Source organism: bacterium, from assembly GCA_035419245.1.
Lineage (GTDB): Bacteria > Zhuqueibacterota > Zhuqueibacteria > Residuimicrobiales > Residuimicrobiaceae > JAKPUX01.
Genome location: DAOLSP010000008.1, coordinates 38,495 through 58,412 on the forward strand (window position 1 = coordinate 38,495; position 19,918 = coordinate 58,412).

The following is a 19,918-nucleotide window of genomic DNA, read 5'->3' on the forward strand; positions in this document are numbered from 1 at the left end:
CAGCGACCCGATCGCGAGCGCCCTGGAGGTGCTGCGAATCGAGAGTGAAGCGATTGCCGGCCTGATCCCCAAGGTGGGTGAGGGATTCACCCGTGCAGTCGAGCTGATCCTGAACTGCAAGGGAAGGGTGATCATCACCGGCCTTGGCAAATCGGGGATCGTCGGCAAAAAGATCGCCGCCACCCTGACCAGCACCGGCACTTCCGCCTATTTTCTCCACCCGGTCGAGGCGGTGCACGGCGACCTGGGCATGGTGCTCAAGAACGATGTAGTGATCTGCATCTCCAAGAGCGGCAACACCGACGAGATCACCAACCTTTTCCCGATGCTCAAGGAGATCGGGGTTCCGGTCATCACCCTGACGGGCAATATGCGCTCGGCCCTGGCGCAACGCAGCGATGTGGTACTGGATGTCAGCGTCGCCGAGGAGGCCTGCCCGCTTGATCTGGCGCCGACGGCGAGCACCACCGCGACTATGGCCATGGGAGATGCCCTGGCGGTCGCGCTGCTGAAGAAACGGGATTTCGGCCGCGAAGAGTTCGCCTTTCTTCATCCCGGAGGCACGCTCGGTAAAAAGCTGCTGCGGATTTCCGAGTTGATGTTCACCGGCGAGCACATCCCGGCAGTACGGCCGGGAGCGACTCTACGCGAGGTGATTTTTGAGATCACCCGCAAGCGCTTCGGCTGCACCTGCGTCGTCGATGAGGCGGGCAAACTGGCCGGTCTGATCACGGACGGCGATCTGCGGCGCACGATGCAGGATCGCGAGGATCTGCGTTCACTTCGAGCCGGCGACTTTATGAATCCCGCGCCGAAAACCATCAGCCCGGCCAGCAGGGCCAGCCAGGCGCTGGAGGTGATGAAACAGTATAACATCCTGCAGATCGTGGTGGTCGATGAAACGCGTCATCCCGTGGGCATGCTCCACCTTCATGACCTGCTCGAAGCGGGGATAGGGTCGTGAAAGCGCCCATGAAGAAGCGGCTCAAGAACGATCTGATCTACGGGCTGGTGGTCCTGCTCATCGGCCTGCTGCGCCGGCTGCCGCGCCGCACGGCTATGGGGCTGATGCGCGCTCTGGCAGGCGCCGGGTTTCGTCTGGCGCGTAAGGAGCGGGAGAAAACGCTCCGCCACCTCACCCTGGCCTATACCGGAGAGAAAAGCACGGCGGAGATCGCCGAACTGGCGCGGGCGGTCTGGCGTCATCTCGGGGCGATGGCTGCTGATGCCATTTGCATCCCGCGCCTGGTCGCCGGCGGCCTCGATACGCTGGTCCGGGAGCGGGGCCTCGAGCGTCTCAAGGCGGCCTATGCGCGCGGCAAGGGCGTGATTGTCCTTACCGGCCATTTCGGCAACTGGGAGCTCTTCGGCGCCTGGGTAGCGCAGAATGGTTTCCCGGTCAAAGTGGTTGGCACCTCATCCTATGACCCGCGTCTCGACCGGCTCATCGTCGATCTGCGCAACAGCGCCGGCTATACCAACATCGCGCGCGGCAAGGGGACGCGCGAGATCATCCGCGCCCTGCGCGGCAATGAGGTTTTGGGCATGCTCGTCGACCAGGATACGCGCGTCGAAGGGGTTTTTGTCAATTTTTTCGGGCGTCCGGCCCACACGGCGACGGGCCCGGTCACTCTGGCGCAGAAACTGGGGTGTGCCTTACTGCCCGCATTTATTCATCTCGAGCCGGACGGCACCTATACCATCGAATTCGATGAGGAGATCGCCCTGATCAATACAGGCGACGCGACCAATGACCTTCAGGTCAATACCCAATCCATCTCGGATGCCTATGAACGCGCGATCCGGCGTCACCCGGAGCAATGGGTCTGGATGCATGAGCGCTGGAAAAAGCAGCCCGGCGAACCGGCTTTGTTGGGCGAGGACTGACATGAGCCGACGTGGACACCCTGCCCGGCTGCGATCGCGCCGCAGCGCGCTGCGGAGCCACCTGTACTACGCGGCCTTGCTTGCGGCCATCCTCGCTCTGGCACTGGCTTCCGGTTGCCGCAAGGATAAGGCTGCCGGCCCCCTGGAGGATCAGAACGGGGAAATCCCGGATCAGGAGGGATGGAATTCCACGGTACATGCCACCCGCAAGGGACGACCCGAAGCCATCGTCACCTATGGCCATATGCGCCGCTTCAGCAACCGGAAAAAGGTCTATTTTGACGAGGGGGTGGGGGTTGATTTTTATGACCTCAACGGCCGTAAGCGCACCCGGCTTGACGCCGAGCGGGGCGAGATGAACGAGTCCACCAACGATATCACCGCCACGGGGCATGTGGTTGTGGTCTCGGATACCGGGGTCACGGTGTTCACCGAAAGCCTGGGGTATCGCCAGGCGACGGGCAAGATTTATTCGGATCTTGATGTGGTCCTTATCAGCAACAGGGGCGATACGCTCTACGGCCGGGGTTTTGAATCGGATACCCAGATGCACAACTGGCGTATCAAGCAGCTCTCAGGGGCGAGCCACACGAGCATCGACCTTTCCGGAGACCGCTTTAAAAAACGGCCGCCCTTCCCCTCCGATTCAACGGCGCCAGCCCGTGAAGGCAAGGCGCCCGCTGCCCACCCCGATTCGGACCCGGCGGTCCCGGCTGGTAACCAGGGTGAACCGCGATGAGGCGCCTCCGGCTGGGAGGAGTGATCGTTCTGTGTCTGGGCTGCACCGGTTATCAGGCCTGGGGCGGCACGTTGCAGCTGGTGCATGCGGACTCTGCCCGGGGCTATCTCGAGAATGGCCGTCTCGTGCGTGAGCTGATGGGCCAGGTCGAGTTCATGCAGGATTCAAGCCGCATGTACTGTGACCGCGCCGTCCAGTACCCTGAGGAGCATTTCGCGCGCTTTTCAGGCCGGGTGCGCATCGTCACCCCGCCGCGCGAACTGCGCGCTGATCAGATCCAGCATTGGGAGATCCGGCGCGAGCAGATCGCCAGCGGCCGCGCGCAGCTGATCACACCCCGTCAGCACTTGACCGCCGACGCCCTACATTATTTTGAGAAGGAGGAGCGGGCGCTGGCCGAAGGCCGGGCGGTGATCGCCGATTCGAGCGAACGGGTCTATCTGGCGGGCCAGCGCATCGAGTACCTCCGCCTCAAGGGGTACGCCCGCGTCGAGGGCGCACCGCTCTTCGTCCGCCACGACTCGACCGGCGGCGACAGCCTGGCCGTGCGCAGCCGCACCATGGAGATGTTTGAGGATGGCGCGCGCATCTCGGCCAGGGATGAGGTGACCCTGCGACAGGGCGAAGTTTCCGCGACGTGCGGTGAGCTGCTCTTCGAGCGCAAGAGCGACAAGCTCACCTTGAAGCTGCAGCCCGAAGCGCAGCGCTCGTTCGACTTTTTGCGCGGGACGGAAATCGATCTGCACCTGCGGCAGCGCCAGCTGACCGGCCTGACCATCCGCGGCCACGCGATCGTCCTGACCCGGGTGGACACCCTGGTGAGTACGAAGCGGCAGTACGATTACCTCAGCGGCGAAGAGGTCTATGTCGGCCTCGCCAACCACAAGGTCGATTCGGTTCATGTCCAGGGCCGGGCGACGAGCTATTATCACCTTTACGACGAGAAGAAATATCAGGGGATCAACAAGGTGCTGGGAGATGAATTGATGATGAGCTTCCGGGAGGGCAAGGTGAGTCGGGTCGGCGTGAAGAGCAGTCCGGCCGCCTCCAACGGCATCTTTTATCCCGACGGCCGGCAGGGCCCGCTGTTGAAAGAATTGGAGCCCCTGCTGCAACCTTTCCATCTCCAAACCGACGAGAGTCCGAACGATGGCCGCTGAACCGAGGCTGCACTGCACCGAGCTCGTCAAAATTTACGGCAAGCGCAAGGTTGTAGACCAGGTCAGCATCGAAATCCGCAAGGGCGAGACGGTCGGCCTGCTCGGCCCGAACGGCGCCGGCAAGACCACCACATTTTACATGATCGTCGGGATGATTCGTCCCGATTCAGGCCGGATCTATATTGACGATCAGGAGATCACCGGGCTGCCGATGTATCGCCGCGCCCGCATGGGCATCGGCTATCTGCCGCAGGAGGCCTCGGTCTTCCGCCGGCTGAGCGTCGAGGAGAACATCCTGGCGATCCTGGAAACCCTGCCCCTGAACCGCAAACAGCGGCGCGAGCGGTGTGACCAGCTGCTGGAGGATCTCGGGGTGACGCGTGTGGCCAGGAGCAAGGCCTTCACCCTCTCGGGTGGTGAGCGGCGCCGGGTGGAGATCTGCCGGGCTCTGGTGACCAATCCCGGTTTTATGCTTCTCGACGAGCCCTTCGCCGGAGTCGATCCCCTCGCGGTGGAGGACATCCAGCACATTGTCGCGGATCTCAAGAAGCGCGGTATTGGTGTGCTGATTACCGATCACAATGTTCATGAAACCCTTTCCATCACCGACCGTGCCTATCTGCTTTACGAGGGCCGGGTGCTCAAGGAGGGTACGGCCGAGTATCTGGCCAGCGATGAAGAAGCGCGCAAACTCTATTTTGGGGATAAATTCAAGCTGGATCGGTAGCCGCCGGGCGGCATGGCAAACGGGGGTGACGCCCGGCTATCCACCAGCCGAATGGGTGTGGGTGCACATACATATGGGTCTGGAGTTTTTTTAACCATGGTACAATTATCGCAAAAACTGGTCATGCAGCTCAAGCAGTCTCCGCAACAGGTGCTGCTCTCTTCGCTGCTGCAGTTGCCCGTCCTTAGTCTCGAGCAGCGCATCCGCTTGGAGTTGGAGACCAACCCCCTCCTCGAACTCGAAACCGAGGAGGATCTGATTCAGGAGACCGACGAAAATCAGGAGCAGACGCTCGAGCAGGAAGAGCCCGACGAGGAGGTCGATCCGGCCGAGAAAAAGGAGCAGGCCGAGAAGGAGGAAATCGACTGGGAGGAGATCCTCAACGACGAAGAGAGCTATGAGGTGCGCGTCCCCCGTGAAAAAAATGTCGACACCTATGAGCGACCGGAGGTCTATCAGGAGAACCTGACCGATCACCTCCTCACCCAACTCAACCTTTCGCCCCTTTCACCCGAGGAACAGGTGATCGGGGAGTACATCATCTGGAACATCAATCCCGTCGGCTATCTCGGCACCCCCATCGAAGCGATCGCCGAAAATCTTCAGTTGGATGTCGCGACCATCGAACGCATCCTTGGCGTCATCCAGCGATTTGATCCCGTCGGCATCGGTGCGCGCAATCTGCAGGAGTGCCTTCTGGTACAGTTGCTGGAAGAGAAACCGCATAACGAGACGGCGATCACCATCCTTCGCGATCATTTCGAGGATTTCAAGAACAAGCGTTTCGAAAAACTGGCCAAGGACCTCGGCATTGATCTCGAGACCATCAAGGAGACCTTTGCGCACATCACGCGGCTGAATCCCAAGCCGGGAGAAGGCTACACCTCGCTGGTCGATAACTATATTGTCCCCGATCTCGAGGTGCGCGAGGAGGAGGGCGAATTCCGCGTCTACATGCACGACTGGAATGTCCCTCAGCTGCGGATCAACAACGAGTACCGCAAGATGATGCTCGACCGCAAGCACACCAGCAAGGAGACCCGGGACTATATCAAGAACCGCCTCGAGTCTGCGCGCTGGCTGATCAACTCGATCCATCAGCGGCGGGCGACGATTTTGCGGGTCATGGAGACCATCGTCGAAAAGCAGCATGACTTTTTCGCCTTCGGCCCCGAAAAACTGAAACCCCTGATCCTCAAGGATATCGCCGACGAGATCGGCATGGACATCTCCACCGTTAGCCGTGTCACCAACGGCAAGTATGTCCAGACCGAATGGGGGCTCTTTGAGCTCAAGTATTTCTTCAGCGAAAAGATCCGCAGCGACGAGGGGGAGGATGTCTCCAACAAGATCATCAAGAACCTGATCAAAGATATCATTACCGCCGAACCCCCGAAGAAACCCTATAACGACCAAAAGATCGCCGAAATGCTCAAGAAGAAGGGCTACAATGTGGCACGACGTACCGTGGCCAAGTACCGAGAGCAAATGGGGCTGCCGGTTTCGCGGCTGCGGCGCAAGATCTGATCGTCCATCTCCGGGCCGCCGGCAGGAGGAGGCTGCCGGCCTCCATCCGCAGCCAGCGCGCGGACTCGGTGTTACCACGAAAGGTTATCCAAATGTCCCTGAACACCTCCATTCATGCCACCACCATCCTCGGGCTGCGCCACAAGGGTACAGCCGTCCTTGCGGGCGATGGGCAGGTCACCTATGGTGATATGGTGCTCAAGACCAGGGCCCGTAAGGTGCGCAAGCTCTATCACGACGAGGTGCTGGCGGGATTCGCCGGCGGCGCCGCCGATGCCTTTACCCTGTTTGAACGTTTCGAGGCCAAGCTGGAGGAGTTCAACGGCCATCTGCCGCGTTCGGTCGTCGAGCTGGCCAAGGACTGGCGTATGGACCGCTACCTGCGCCGCCTCGATGCGCAGCTGGTCGTCCTGAACCGCGAAAAGATCTTTCTTCTTTCGGGCACCGGGGATCTGATCGAACCCGACGACACCGTCATCGCAATCGGCTCGGGCGGCCCTTTTGCGCTTGCCGCGGCGCGGGCGCTCATCAGTCATACCAGCCTCTCCGCCGAAGAAATCGCCAGGGAATCGATGAAGATCGCTGCGGGGATTTGCATTTTCACCAACGACAAATTGACCCTGGAGTATCTGGAATAGCCCATGGAAATGACCCCGCAGCAAATCGTCCACGAGCTGGACAAATATATCATCGGCCAGGATGAAGCCAAGCGCGCCGTGGCCATCGCCCTGCGCAACCGCTGGCGCCGGCAGCTCGTCGCTGATGACCTCCGCGAAGAGATCATGCCCAACAATATCATCCTCATCGGCCCCACCGGCGTCGGCAAGACCGAGCTGGCAAGGCGGCTGGCGCGGCTGGACAGCGCCCCCTTTATCAAGGTAGAGGCCTCCAAGTTCACCGAAGTGGGCTATGTCGGCCGTGACGTCGAATCGATCGTCCGCGATCTGGTCGATCTGGCGGTCAATATGGTGCGTAGCGAGCGCGTCGAGCAGGTTCAGAAACTGGCGCGGGAGCAGGCCTACGAGCGGATCCTTGACCTCTTGCTGCCGCAATCCAGGCACAGCGGTGAGGAGGAGGCGCATGCCAGCCGCAAAGAGAAACCGGACCCGGAAGAAACGGCCCGGCTGGCCCGCACCCGCGCCAAACTGCGCCGGCAATTGCTCAAGGGCCAACTCGATAACCGGCTGATCGAGATGGAGGTTTCCAGCGATCTGCCGCCGATGATGCAGGTGATTTCTCCGATCGGCATCGAGGAGATGGGGCTCAGCATCCAGGAACTCTTCGGCCCGATGATCCCCAAAAAGACCAAACGACGCAAGATCAGCATCGCCGAAGCCCTGATGCTGCAGACCCAGGAGGAGACCCAAAAGCTGATCGATATCGACGAGGTGGTGCGTGAGGCGATCTACCGCGTCGAGGAGACCGGCATCGTCTTCCTCGATGAGATCGACAAGATCATCGGCGAAGGCGACGGGATGGGCCCCGACGTCTCGCGCAGCGGGGTGCAGCGCGATCTCCTGCCGGTCATCGAGGGCACCAACGTGATCACCAAATACGGCATGGTGTGCACCGACCATATCCTCTTCATCGCCTCAGGCGCTTTTCATCTGGCAAAACCCTCCGATCTCATCCCGGAGATCCAGGGCCGGTTTCCGATCCGAGTCGAGCTGCACAGCCTTACGGCGCAGGATTTCGAGCGCATCCTGGTGGAACCCAAAAACGCCCTGATCCGGCAGTACATCGCACTGCTGCGAACCGAAGGGGTCGATCTGGCCTTCACACGCGGAGCGGTCAGCGAGATCGCCCGGATCGCCTCGGAAGCCAATGAGCGGGCCGAGAACATCGGCGCCCGCCGCCTCCACACCGTTCTCTCCATTCTGCTGGAGGACATTCTCTTCCAGCTGCCGGACGAGACGCTCAAATCCCTGCGCATCGACAAAAAAATGGTGCAGGACAAACTGAGGGAAGTGATCGCCGACGAGGACTTGAGCCGGTACGTGCTGTAATCCCCCGAACATTCATGCCGACCGGAACCTGCCGATCGGGCGGATCGGCCGGCATTCATCCAAACTGAGGGAGGTTCTTGTGAAACGCGATTTTTTGGCTGAAACCGATTTCAGCAAAGCTGAGATCCTTGAAACCTTCAAACTGGCCCGCAAACTGAAGAAAAAAGTCAAAAAGGGGGAAAAGCACCAACTGCTCAAGGGCAAGGTGCTGGTGATGGTCTTTCAAAAACCTTCCAACCGCACCCGCGTCTCCTTCGAGACCGGTATGTACCAGCTCGGCGGTCATGCCATCTACCTTGGGCCCGCCGAAATCGGCCTCGGCACGCGCGAATCGGTCCCCGATGTCGCGCGCGTCCTCTCCCGCTTCGCCGACGGCATCATGGCGCGGGTTTTCGGACATGACCTGGTCGAGGGGCTCGCCCAATGGGCGTCGGTTCCGGTCATCAATGGCCTTTCCGATCTGCTCCACCCCTGCCAGATCCTTGGGGATCTCCTCACCATCATCGAGCATAAGGGGGATTATGAGGGCGTCAAGCTGGCCTATGTCGGGGACGGCAACAACATCGTCAACTCCTTCATCAACGTCGCCGGCATCCTGCCCCTCGACCTGCGCATCGCCTGTCCCAAGGGGTACGAACCCAACGCCGGCATCCTCAAAAAGGCGCGCGACAAGGGCGTCAGCCGGATCCTGGTCGTCGAAGATCCGGTCGAGGCGGTCAAGGGCGCCGAAGTGATCTATACCGATACTTGGGCCAGTATGGGTCAGGAAGCCGAGGCCGCCGCGCGGCGTAAAGTGTTCAAGCTGTATCAGGTCAATGCCAAACTGCTCAAGCAGGCCGCCAAAGACTGTATTTTCATGCACTGCCTGCCCGCGCACCGCGGCGAGGAGGTGACCGATGAGGTGATGGACGGCCCCCATTCCGTCGTCTTCGATGAGGCCGAGAACCGCCTCCACATCCAGAAGGCGATCCTGGTCAAATTGATGGCCTGAAAGCAGAAGGAGCACGTTTTGAAGTACGAACTGGTCCGGTATACCGCAGAAGATGCTGCAGCCTGGGATGAATTTGTCTGGTCGGCCAACAACGGCACCCTTTTTCAAACACGCCGGTTTCTTTCATACCATCCGGAGGGGCGTTTCACCGACCACTCCCTTTCGTTTTACCAGGGCGGCCGGCGTATAGCCGTGCTTCCGGCCGTCGATTTCCATGACGGTGAGCGGCGCATCCTGCTCTCGCACCGCGGCGCCTCCTATGGCGGCTTTATGGTCCGCGACACCCTCGGCATCCGCGAAAGCTTCGACCTGGTCGAGGCCGCCATCGCCTGGGCCCGGGCCGAGGGCTTCGACGCGATCGACTTGACGCCGCCGCCGCAAATCTACTTCCGCCGCCCGAGCAACTATATCGATTTTGCCTTGGTGCAGAACGGCTTTACCTACCGCAAACGGGAGATTTCGAGCGTCATTCCCCTCGATTTCCCGCGTGAGGCGATCCTCTCCACCTTCAGCGAAAGCTCGCGGCGCGCGGTGCGGCGGGCGCAGAAGCAGGGGGTGATCGTGCGTGAGTCGGAGGACTATGCCGCCTTTTACGACATCCTCAAGAACAACCTGCGTCTGCGCCACAATGTCCACCCGACCCATACGCTTGAGGAACTGCTGCGGGTGCGGGATCTCTTCCCCGAGCGCATCAAGCTCTTCGCCGCTTATCACGGGAAGACCATGGTGGCCGGCGTGGTGATGTTCATTTGCAATCCCCGGGTGGTGCTGGCCTTTTACATCAGCCACAACGATGCCTACCAGCAGTACCGGGGTGTCAATGCCCTCTTCCACGATATCATCGACTGGGGGCTGGCCGGCGGTTACGCTTTTCTTGATTTCGGCATTTTTACGGTCAACGAGGATCCCAACTGGGGACTGGCCCACTTCAAGGAGAGCTTTGGTGCGCAGGGGGTGTTCCGTGACAGTCTGAGACTGGTTTTCCGCTGATCCGACGAACGGCTCACCGAAACGGCGACTCTCCATGGCCAGATTGAAGATCCTCCATATCGCGCCCATGAACACCTCCGGTGTGCCGGGCGAACTGGTGCGCGCGGAACGGGCCCTCGGCCACGAGAGTCGGCTGGTGACCCTCTTTCACGACCGCCGCGGCTATTTTGAGGATATCTGTCTCGATCTCGCCTTCATCGATTTCGTCGGCACCTTTTGGGTCAAGCGCCGGGTCTCTGCTCCGGAGCGGCTGCAGGTCGATAACCGCTTGCGCCTCCCCGACAAGATCCCGCCGGTGTGGCGGCCGCATACCGCCTCGGAACGGCTGCTGGTGCGGCTGCGCGACCGGATGTGGCAGCCCAAAATCGCCGCGGCGATCGCCCGGTACGGCCTCGACACTTTTGATGTCTATCAGCTGGACGGCGGCCTCGATTTCACCCGGCAGCCGCACTTTATTCCCGAGATGCACCGGCGCGGCCGCAAGATCATCTGCTGTTATACGGGCAGCGACCTGCGCACGCGCGGCGTCATCCCCGAGATCGACGCCCTGAGCGACCTCAATGTCTCGGTGGAGTTCGATCACCAGGCCCTGCATCCGCACCTCTCCCATGTCTTTTTCCCCTTCGACAGTCGCCGCTTCCGCTTGCAGCCCGAGCCCCTGACTGGCCGGACGCTGCGCATCGGCCATGCCCCCACCAGCTGGGCCGCCAAGGGCAGCGACGTGATCGTGCCTGTCTTGCAGAAGCTCTCACGGGAGCGGGATCTTGAGGTGGCCCTGATCCAGAACATGCCCTGGGAGAGCGCCATCGCCCTCAAGGGAAGCTGCGATATTTTCGTCGATCAGATCGGCGACCTCGGCTATGGCATCAACGCCCTTGAAGCCCTGGCCATGGGGATCCCGGTGGCGAGCTGTCTGGCCGCCGGTTTTGCGGCGGCCTATCCGGACCATCCCTTCATCGAGGTCCAGGCCGGGACGCTGCGGGAAGCACTGATCCGGCTCATCGAGGACCGCGCGCTGCGGCGGCGGTTGGGACGGCAGGGACGCGCATGGGTCGAGGCCTATCATGACAGCCGCGCTGTGGTGCGGCGCATTCATCAGCTGGCAGGACTGCTCTAGCGCTTGCGCCCACCCCTGGCTGGGTCAACTCATGGCGGGGTCGTCTGCCAGACGTATAACAACAGGAACGCCGAAGGATGAAAATCCTTTTTGTCAATACCATCCAGATGTTCGGCGGGGGTGAGGTCTGGATGCTGCGCGCCCTCGAGGCCCTGCACCGACGCGGACATACGGTGGCTCTGCTCTGCCGGCCAGGTACCCTGGTCGGCGAGCGGGCCGAGGCGCTCGGACTCACGGTCCATTACCTTGCCGTCCGCGGCGACCTGGGTCCGGTCACGATCCTGCGGGCCGCGCGCCTGTTACGTCGCGGCGGCTACGAGATCGTCCTGACCAACATGGACAAGGAACTGCGCTTCATGGGGCTCGCTGCCAAACTGGCCGGCGGATGCCGGGTTATTGCCCGCCGCGGCATCGACTATCCCCTAAAAAACCGTCTGCGCTACCGCTTCAGCTATAATGTCCTGGCCGCGGCGGTCATCGCCAACTCCGAGGCCACCAAGCGGGCGCTGCTGCGCAATGCCCCCTGGCTCGATCCGCAGCGGGTCCATGTCATCTACAACGGCATCGATCCCCTGCCGTTCCAGGCTCCGGGCGACGGGAACTTTCGCCGCCGTATCGGCGTAGAATCGGGCGTTCCCCTGATCGGATTCATCGGCCAGCTGGATGAGCGCAAGGGGTTGCAGACCCTGCTGCCCGCTTTTCTTCAGGTGCACAGCTGCCTGCCGGCCTGCCGCCTGGTGCTGGTCGGCGAAGGGCCCTTGCGGGGCTGGATCGAAGCATGGCGTCAGCAGCACGGCCTCACGGACGCCGTCCTTTTAACCGGTTTCAATGACCGGATCGAGGAGGTGATGCGCGATATCGACCTGCTGGTCCTGCCCTCGCTGTGGGAGGGCTTTGGCATCGTGCTGATCGAGGCCATGGCCGCCGGCAAACCCTGTGTCACGACGCGAATCAGCTCGATGCCGGAGATCGTCCTCGACGGCGAGACCGGCCGCGTGGTGCCTGTTGGCAAGAGTGAGGCGCTGGCCGCTGCCCTGATCGAGATCGCGGGCGATGCGGCGCGCGCGGCCGCCTGGGGTGAGGCCGGCCGCCGCCGGGTGGAGACCCACTTCACTCTCGACCAGATGATCGACCGCCTCGAAACGCTGTTCTCCTCGACAAGACAGGCAGGTTGAGCGGTGAAGCCCTGGAACCGATTTGAGCAGTTTTTCAAGCACAACCAGCTGAAATTTCTCGGGCGGCTACTCGGTGTCCGGGAGAAGACGCCTGCGGAGATCGATCATGGAGCCATCCGGCGCATTCTGATTGTCCGCCAGCACGATCAACTCGGGGATTTCCTCCTGGCTACCCCGGTATTCAAGGCGGTGCGGCAGCGCTATCCTGCAGCGCACATCACAGCGGTGACGCGCAGCTATACGGCGCATGTGGCGGAGGCCAATGAATATATCGATGCAGTGGTCCCCATCTATGAGCACGGCGGGGACTGGACGTGGGCACGCGCGGCGGCGGTGCTGCGTTTGTTGTGGAGCAGGGCCGACCTGACGATCGTGCTCAATACCGTCAGCCATTCCCTCACCAGTGATCTGATCGCCCGCTTCGCCACGCGCGGGACCATCCTCGGCTCCGGGCATCTGCGTTTCAGCGGCACATCGCGGAACTTTTTTTATCATATCAATGCGCCCTGGATCGAAGGGGTGCGGCATCAGAGTCAGCGCAACCTCGACATCCTCAGCCCGCTCGGTATCCGCGGGGAAGATCTCCGCGAGCACATGCGCCTCCGGCCCGAGGAGCAGGCCTGGGCGGCGGAGCACCTCCGTCAGCTCGGGCGGGAGGCGGAACGGCCGCTGATCGCGCTGCATCCCGGCGCCGGCAAACTCGGCAACCGCTGGCCTGCGGCCCGATTCGCCGCGGCGGCCAACCAGCTCGCCAGCGAAATCGGCGCCCAGATCTATGTGACCTGGGGCGGACGCGAAGATGACCTAGGTGAGGAATTGCTCGCCGCTCTTGATCGGCCGCCGCTGCACTCCCGCCATGCGGAGATCCGCAAGATGGCGGCCCTTCTCGCCGCCGCGGACTTGTTCCTCTGCAACGATACCGGCGTCATGCACGTCGGCGCGGCGGTGGATACCCCGTTGGTCGCCGTCTTCGGCCCAACCGATCCCACCCAGTGGAAACCCTGGGGGGAAGCGTTCGTCGCTGTGCGCGCCGCAGACCATATCTGCACTTCGGTCACCCTGGAACAGCTGCTGGAGCCGGCGCGGGCCTTATTGAGGTCTGGAATCGATAAATGATTGTATAATAAAAGGATGGATGACAAGGACAATCCTCGATAACGCCGGCTTTGTGAAAAAAAAGGATTGCATTTCTGATTTCCATTCCATATTTTTGGGCGATTTTAACCGGGTAACCATGGATTAACACTGAGGTAAAAATGGCTGCAAAAAAAATTGTCGACGACGACGAACTGAACGATGATATCGTCCCTGAAGACGAAGAAGAAGAGGAAGAAGATATCGCCGATCAGGATCCCGATGCCGATGAACTCGAAGATATCCCCGATGAAGAAGTGGAGGTCGAGGAGGAGGAGGAATGGGACGACGAGTTTTGGGATGATGACGATGAGGATTGGGAGGATGATGAGGAGTGGGATGAAGAGGACGAGGAAGATTGGCTTGACGGCACCCCGGAATGGGAAGGTGATGATGATTGGGAATAATGCCCTTGACGGCAGTCATATTTCATTCGTAGAATCCTTGCCGGCCGGAGACCTCTGCCAGGCCTTATAGGCCAGTCGAGATCAGGCCTTTTTGAACAGTCAGAGGGTGCAGCGTTCGGCTGCACCCCGGTTGCAAGCCCGGAAGCCGCTGGCCCGGGCTTTTTCGTCCCCAAGCTGCAATGGGGGCAGGAGAGAGAAAATCGCTTTGATTCCATCCGCATCCCTGCCGGCCGGAGAAAAGAGACCGGAGCCCGGATCGATCCGCCGGATCCTGGTCATCAAACTGCGCGCGGTCGGCGATGTCGTGCTCTCGACGATCGTCATCGACAACCTGCGCCGGGCTTTCCCCGCTGCCGCCATCGATTTTCTCACGGAGGAGGTCTCGCAGCAGGTTGTCTCAGGCCATCCGCAGCTCGATGCCGTGGTGGTCCTGGAACGCAAGGCCATCGCCCGGCTACGCGCCGGCGAACAGCTCCGCGCTCATTTCGCTTTCCTGAGCCGCATCCGCTCCGCGGGCTACGATCTGGTCTTCGATTTTTTTGGCAATCCGCGCAGCGCCCTGTTGACCTGGTGGAGCGGCGCCGCCTGGCGGGTCGGCTATAATTACCGCCTCCGCCGCAATGCCTATACTGTGATCGTCCCTTCGCGAGCCGCAAGCGTTCATGAGGCGGAGTGGCATCTCGATGCCCTGAACTTTCTGGGCATCCCCGTGCCCTCAAGGCACCTCTCTTTTGCCCTGAGCGCCGCCGCGGCGGGCAAGGCGGCGGCTTTTTGGCGCGAGGCCGGGCTCGAAGGCGAACGGGTTATAGCGCTCAACTTTTCGGGCGGCTGGGCCGCCAAACGCTGGCCCCTCGCGCGCTTCGCCGAGCTCGCCGGCCGGCTGGTGCAGCATTATCGGGCGCGGATCCTGGTCATCTGGGGTCCCGGCGAATACGAACAAGCGCGGCAGCTCGCGGCCCTCGCCCCGGTCCCGGTCACGCTCATCCCCCCGACCGATCTCAAGGAACTGGCAGCGCTGCTGCAGCGGGCTGACCTCATGATCAGCACCGACTCGGGGCCGATGCACATCGCGGCATCGGTGTGCACCCGATGCGTCGCGCTCTTCGGGCCGACCAATCCGCAACTGCAAGGGCCCTATGGGGCGGGTCATCAGATCGTGACCGCCAGCGGACTCGATTGCCTCGGATGCAACCGTACCGCGTGCGACCACATCCGCTGTATGACCACCCTGACCGTTGCCGATGTACAGGCGGGCGTAGCGCGCGCTGTGGCCTCTTTGCCGGAATGGCGGCAGGTTTGAAATGAGTGAATCAAGAAAAGCGATCCTGGCCGGCGAATCGGCGGAAAGTGTTCCCTCGCTGCACGAATGGCTCGCGTTGATGAACGAACGCACTTCGCGCCAGGCCCTGGAGCTTGCGGAAGGTCCGGAGATCGGCTTCACCGACCTGGTTCTGCACCCGCTGGGACGGTTTCTGCGGATCGGGCTGCTCGAGGGCAGGCTTCTGCAAGGATTCGATGGATTCCGCGCCGCCTGGATCGCCGCTCTGCAGCTGATGCTGCTCAATATGAAGATCTGGCACCTTCAGCAGCATCACGAGGAGCGCGAGCGCTGGGGAGAGCAGGTGCGGCCATGAGCACTCTTTCAGTCATCGTCATCACGCTGAATGAATCGCGGCATATCGCCGCCTGCCTGGAGAGTGTTGCCTGGGCTGACGAGATCGTCGTCGTCGATTCGGAAAGCAGCGACGATACCGCCGCCATCGCGCGACGCTACACGGACCATGTTTATGTCGAAAAGTTCCGCGGTTACAGCGGCCAGAAGAACTTCGCCGTGGAACGCGCCCGTGGCGAGTGGGTGCTTTGGCTCGACGCCGACGAGCGGGTGACGCCGGAGCTGGCTGCTGAGATCCGTCGCACCCTTGCCGCGCCGACGGCGGTGGCGGGTTTCGAGATGCCGCGCAAGGCCTATTTTCTCGGCCGCTGGATCCGCCACTGCGGCTGGTATCCGGGATATGTGCTCCGCCTCTTCCGCCGCGACCAGGGGCGTTTCGATGACCGCACGGTCCACGAGACCCTATTGCTCGCTGGGGAGCGCGGCCGTCTGCGTGGTGATCTCGAACACTATACCGATGATTCCCTGGAACACTATTTCCGAAAATTCAACACTTATACCTCGCTCGCGGCCGGGGAACTCGATGCGGGCAGGCAGCGTTTCGGGATGATGAGCCTCTTCCTCCGGCCTTTGCACGCGTTCATCAAGATGTACGTGCTCAAGGGCGGCTTCCGCGACGGCCGCCACGGGTTGGTCCTTTGCCTGCTTTCGGCCAACTATGTTGCTGCCAAGTACGCCAAGCTCCTTGAACTGCAGCGCGGCAGAGCCTGAGCGGCGGCGGGCCCAGCCGATCTGCAACCGGTGAAAATTATCACTTGAACCTTTGCCGCAAATCAATTACATTACATCATATCAACCCAAGCGCTTTTTGTGGATCTCAGTGCAGCGTTTGCCACGGAGGCTTTCCGCCATGAATTTCACAGTGGATACCCGTAACCATACCTATATTTTCCGGCTCAGGGAAGAGCGTCTAAACGCCCGGATCGCTCCAGATCTCAAAGCCCAGCTCCTGCTGCTCATCAGCGATGAGACCGGCAACAACATCCTACTCGATTTGACCAAGGTCAAGTTCGTCGATTCCTCCGGCTTGGGGGCGCTGCTGCTGGGTTTACGGCAGGCCCGCGCCAACGAACGCCAGTTTGCACTGCTCGGGACGCAAAAGCGGGTGAGCAAGCTGATCCACATCGCTCAGGTCGGCAACGTCCTGACCAGCTATAACGATGAGGCGGAGGCGCTGGCCGGGATGGCTGAGGGGGCGTAGCCGCCCGTTTCGGATTCCAGACAAAAAAGCCCACCCTTCCAGCGGAAGAGTGGGCTTTTCTTTTTTAATCGGACCGTCGATCAGGAGCAACCGTCGGTGCTACCGCAAACCAGGCATTTGTGGCAGGCTCCATTGCGCACCATGATCGAACCACAGTTATGGCAAGGGGGGGCGTCGCTCTGCTCGACAAAGACCTTGTCTTCGCTGTCCCTCTGGCTCTGTGGGGTGGAGGATTTGAAGCCGTCGATCTCAGCCGGCTTTTCATCATCCGAGACGCGTTTGGTCAGGTATTTCTGCTCCAGCCAGCGGAAGATATAATCGGCGATCGATTTGGCGAAATGAATCGAGGGATTGGGCGTCCAGCCATAGGGCTCGAAATGAGTATAGCTGAACTTGCGCACCAGCACCTCCAGGGGCACGCCGTACTGCAGGCTGATCGAAATCGAGGTGGCAAAGGCATCGACCAGCCCGGAGATCGCCGAGCCGGTTTTGGCCATGGTGACAAAGATCTCGCCCGGCTTGCCATCGTTGTATTCGCCCACCGTGATATAACCCTCGTGTCCGGCGATGGAGAACTTGTGGGTGCAGGAACGCCGTTCATCCGGGAGGCGACGGCGCTGCCCCGTGAAGGCGGCCTCCTTTTTCTCCTGATCCTCGCCGCTCTTGGTGGACATGGGCTGAGAATGCTTCGAGCCGTCGCGGTAGATGGCGATGGACTTGAGCCCCAGCTTCCAGGCCTCCATGTAGACCGAGGAGATATCGTCCACCGTGCAGTCCGTCGGCATGTTCACGGTTTTGGAGATGGCGCCCGAGAGGAAGGGCTGCACTGCAGCCATCATCCGCACATGTCCCATATAGTGGATGAAGCGGTTGCCGTTGAGCGGCATAAACGCGCAGTCGAAAACCGGCAGGTGTTCCGGGCTGAGGTAAGGCGCTCCCTCGATCGTATCCTCGCGTTCGAGATAGGCGATGATCTCATTGACCTGGGCGTCAGGATAACCGAGGCGGTGCAGGGCGGGGGCGATGGTTTTGTTGACCAGTTTGAGCTTGCCGCCGCCGACGAGGCGTTTGTATTTAATTAGAGCGATATCGGGCTCGATGCCGGTGGTGTCGCAGTCCATCATGAAGCCGATGGTACCGGTTGGCGCCAGCACGGTAACCTGGGCGTTGCGGTAGCCGTAGCGTTCACCCATTTCATGGGCGTCGTTCCAGACCTCATTGGCGGCATCGAGCAGAGCGGCGGGGGTCAGGTCCGGATCGATCTCCTCGAGAGCGGCGCAGTGCTTGCGGATGACGCGCAGCATCGGCTCGCGGTTCTTCTCATACTCCGCGAAGGGTCCCATCGCGCTCGCGATGATCGCCGAACTGAGATAGGCCTGGCCGGTCATCAGGGCGGTGACCGCGGCCGCAAGGGCTCGTCCCTGCGCGCTGTCATAGGGCAAACCGTAGTACATCAGCAGGGCGCCCAGATTGGCATAGCCAAGCCCGAGGGGACGGAAGAGATGGCTGTTGCGGGTGATCTGCTCGTTGGGGTAACTGGCCGGGCCGACGATGATCTCCTGTGCAATGATGAAGATATGCACCGCGCGCCGGAAAGCCTCGATGTCGAATTCACCGCTCTCCTTGACGAATTTCAGCAGGTTCAACGAGGCGAGATTGCAGGAGGAGTTGTCGATGAACATATACTCGCTGCAGGGATTCGAGGCGTTGATTGGCGCCGAATTGGGGCAGGTGTGCCAGTCGTTGATCGTGGAATGGAACTGAATGCCGGGGTCTCCGCAGATATAGGCCGCTTCCGCCATCATCTTGAAGAGATCGGCCGCACGGAAGCTTTCGACCACCTTGCCGTCGGTCACCGCGTGCGTCTGCCAAAGCCCGTCCATCTTGACCGCCTGCATGAATTCTTCGGTGACGCGGACGCTGTTGTTAGAATTCTGGAAAAAGACCGACTGGTAGGCCTCGCCGCCAAAGGTGCCATCATAGCCCTGCTCGATCAGGGCCCAGGCCTTCTTTTCCTCGTTCGCTTTGCAATTGATGTACTCGACGATATCGGGATGGTCGACGTTGAGGATGACCATCTTGGCCGCGCGCCGGGTTTTGCCGCCGGACTTGATCACCCCGGCAAAGGCATCGTAGCCGCGCATGAAGGAGACCGGGCCGGAGGCGCTGCCGCCGGCTGAGAGCTTTTCCTTGGAAGAGCGCAACGGCGAGAGGTTGGTACCCGTGCCTGAGCCGAACTTGAAGAGCATCCCCTCGGTCTTGGCTAGATCGAGGATCGACTCCATAGTGTCTTCCACCGAATTGATAAAGCAGGCGGAACACTGCGGATGCTCCTCCACCCCCATATTGAACCAGACCGGGCTGTTGAAGGAGGCCTTTTGATTGACCAGCAGGTGGGTAAGTTCCCACTCGAAAGTCCGGGCGTCCTGAGGTGTCTCAAAATAGCCCTGCTCTTCGCCCCAGCGCGCGATGGTCTGCACCACCCGGTCGATCATGGTCTTAATGCTGCTTTCCGGGGCGCTGGCGTTTTTATGGGAATGGAAGTACTTGGAAGTGACGATGTTGAGGGCAGTCTGGCTCCAGGTCACGGGCGCTTCGATGTCTTCACGTTCGAAGATAACCTCGCCTTTGTCGTTAGTGATCGATGCGCTCCGCAATTCCCACGTCAGTTCGTCATAGGGATGGATCCCGGGCCGGGTGAAAAAGCGCGGAATACTCAACCGCTCCCGTTCCTTGGGCCCTTCCGGGAAGAGGGTCGGTTCTTCATCGATCAGCGCCATCTGGTCCGACTTGACATACTCCTTCATAGACACTCCTCGAGAATAAAGACAACAATCCCCGCACGCCAAGTTCAGCGCTGTGTGAGTCGTATTGATTTTTTTGGATTAGAGGATTGATTCGGCAGAGGCCCCCGATCCCACGGTTCGGTTGCTGAAGCAAGGGGGGCAAAGACTCGGCTGCACATCGAAGTCGCTCAATTGCTTGCTGCAGTGTCAATTTAGAAAATCGGCGGGCCATTGTCAAGTGAAAATATCAATATTTTGTAGTAATTTTGTGCGAGACGTCAAGTTGTAGTAGCCATTGGAGTTGCAGGGAATATTCCAATCTGCCGGACTGTTTAGCCGTGTGGGCGGAAATAGCTTGCTTTCGCGGCAAGTAATCCGTAAATTTTGTTTCAATTAGGA

19 protein-coding genes are annotated in these 19,918 nt (G+C 60.8%); 18 read left to right on the top strand and 1 reads right to left on the bottom strand.

What is annotated here, in order from left to right; genetic code table 11:
• Positions 1–28 precede the first annotated feature (28 nt).
• The 18 genes from PLH32_11125 to PLH32_11210 all read left to right on the top strand — a co-directional run bounded on the left by PLH32_11125 (position 29) and on the right by PLH32_11210 (position 16,733).
• The gene (locus tag PLH32_11125) at positions 29–964 is read left to right on the top strand and encodes a KpsF/GutQ family sugar-phosphate isomerase (GenBank protein ID HQJ65153.1); all 936 of its coding nucleotides are present in this window, start codon (positions 29–31) and stop codon (positions 962–964) included.
• Positions 961–1,887 (top strand): lysophospholipid acyltransferase family protein, encoded by a 927-nt coding sequence (locus PLH32_11130; GenBank protein ID HQJ65154.1) that lies wholly within the window; start codon positions 961–963, stop codon positions 1,885–1,887. Before PLH32_11125 ends, PLH32_11130 begins: the two co-directional genes overlap by 4 nt.
• 1 nt (position 1,888) lies before the next feature.
• Complete coding sequence (lptC, locus tag PLH32_11135; GenBank protein ID HQJ65155.1) at positions 1,889–2,626, top strand: LPS export ABC transporter periplasmic protein LptC; 738 nt, start codon at positions 1,889–1,891, stop codon at positions 2,624–2,626.
• Positions 2,623–3,786, top strand: coding sequence for an OstA-like protein (locus PLH32_11140; protein HQJ65156.1), 1,164 nt, complete (start codon positions 2,623–2,625; stop codon positions 3,784–3,786). Before lptC ends, PLH32_11140 begins: the two co-directional genes overlap by 4 nt.
• Positions 3,776–4,513 (top strand): LPS export ABC transporter ATP-binding protein, encoded by a 738-nt coding sequence (gene lptB / locus PLH32_11145; GenBank protein HQJ65157.1) that lies wholly within the window; start codon positions 3,776–3,778, stop codon positions 4,511–4,513. Before PLH32_11140 ends, lptB begins: the two co-directional genes overlap by 11 nt.
• A gap of 96 nt (positions 4,514–4,609) precedes the next feature.
• Complete coding sequence (gene rpoN, locus PLH32_11150; protein HQJ65158.1) at positions 4,610–6,040, top strand: RNA polymerase factor sigma-54; 1,431 nt, start codon at positions 4,610–4,612, stop codon at positions 6,038–6,040.
• A 92-nt stretch (positions 6,041–6,132) separates the two neighbouring features.
• Positions 6,133–6,678 carry an ATP-dependent protease subunit HslV gene (hslV, locus tag PLH32_11155; GenBank protein ID HQJ65159.1) on the top strand — a complete coding sequence of 182 codons (546 nt, stop codon included), beginning with the start codon at positions 6,133–6,135 and terminating at the stop codon, positions 6,676–6,678.
• Positions 6,679–6,681: 3 nt separating this feature from the next.
• Positions 6,682–8,046 (top strand): ATP-dependent protease ATPase subunit HslU, encoded by a 1,365-nt coding sequence (hslU, locus tag PLH32_11160; protein ID HQJ65160.1) that lies wholly within the window; start codon positions 6,682–6,684, stop codon positions 8,044–8,046.
• A 79-nt stretch (positions 8,047–8,125) separates the two neighbouring features.
• A complete protein-coding gene (gene argF / locus PLH32_11165) occupies positions 8,126–9,037 on the top strand; it encodes an ornithine carbamoyltransferase (protein HQJ65161.1) in 912 nt (303 codons plus the stop codon).
• Between the two features lie 18 nt (positions 9,038–9,055).
• Entirely contained in the window at positions 9,056–10,027 is a 972-nt protein-coding gene (locus PLH32_11170) for a GNAT family N-acetyltransferase (GenBank protein HQJ65162.1), read from the top strand.
• 34 nt (positions 10,028–10,061) lie between these two features.
• A complete protein-coding gene (locus PLH32_11175) occupies positions 10,062–11,144 on the top strand; it encodes a glycosyltransferase (GenBank protein HQJ65163.1) in 1,083 nt (360 codons plus the stop codon).
• A 77-nt stretch (positions 11,145–11,221) separates the two neighbouring features.
• On the top strand, positions 11,222–12,319 hold the full coding sequence (locus tag PLH32_11180; protein ID HQJ65164.1) for a glycosyltransferase: 1,098 nt from the start codon (positions 11,222–11,224) through the stop codon (positions 12,317–12,319).
• 3 nt (positions 12,320–12,322) lie between these two features.
• The gene (locus PLH32_11185; protein HQJ65165.1) at positions 12,323–13,435 is read left to right on the top strand and encodes a glycosyltransferase family 9 protein; all 1,113 of its coding nucleotides are present in this window, start codon (positions 12,323–12,325) and stop codon (positions 13,433–13,435) included.
• Between the two features lie 140 nt (positions 13,436–13,575).
• Positions 13,576–13,860 (top strand): hypothetical protein, encoded by a 285-nt coding sequence (locus PLH32_11190; GenBank protein ID HQJ65166.1) that lies wholly within the window; start codon positions 13,576–13,578, stop codon positions 13,858–13,860.
• A gap of 205 nt (positions 13,861–14,065) precedes the next feature.
• Complete coding sequence (locus PLH32_11195) at positions 14,066–15,160, top strand: glycosyltransferase family 9 protein (protein ID HQJ65167.1); 1,095 nt, start codon at positions 14,066–14,068, stop codon at positions 15,158–15,160.
• 1 nt (position 15,161) lies between these two features.
• Positions 15,162–15,494 (top strand): hypothetical protein, encoded by a 333-nt coding sequence (locus PLH32_11200; GenBank protein ID HQJ65168.1) that lies wholly within the window; start codon positions 15,162–15,164, stop codon positions 15,492–15,494.
• Positions 15,491–16,243 carry a glycosyltransferase family 2 protein gene (locus tag PLH32_11205; GenBank protein ID HQJ65169.1) on the top strand — a complete coding sequence of 251 codons (753 nt, stop codon included), beginning with the start codon at positions 15,491–15,493 and terminating at the stop codon, positions 16,241–16,243. The genes PLH32_11200 and PLH32_11205 overlap by 4 nt, the downstream gene beginning before the upstream one ends.
• 139 nt (positions 16,244–16,382) lie before the next feature.
• The gene (locus PLH32_11210; GenBank protein ID HQJ65170.1) at positions 16,383–16,733 is read left to right on the top strand and encodes an STAS domain-containing protein; all 351 of its coding nucleotides are present in this window, start codon (positions 16,383–16,385) and stop codon (positions 16,731–16,733) included.
• A gap of 80 nt (positions 16,734–16,813) precedes the next feature.
• Here the strand turns inward: PLH32_11210 and PLH32_11215 are convergent, their stop codons facing one another.
• Complete coding sequence (locus PLH32_11215; protein HQJ65171.1) at positions 16,814–19,513, bottom strand: vitamin B12-dependent ribonucleotide reductase; 2,700 nt, start codon at positions 19,511–19,513, stop codon at positions 16,814–16,816.
• Positions 19,514–19,918 lie beyond the last annotated feature (405 nt).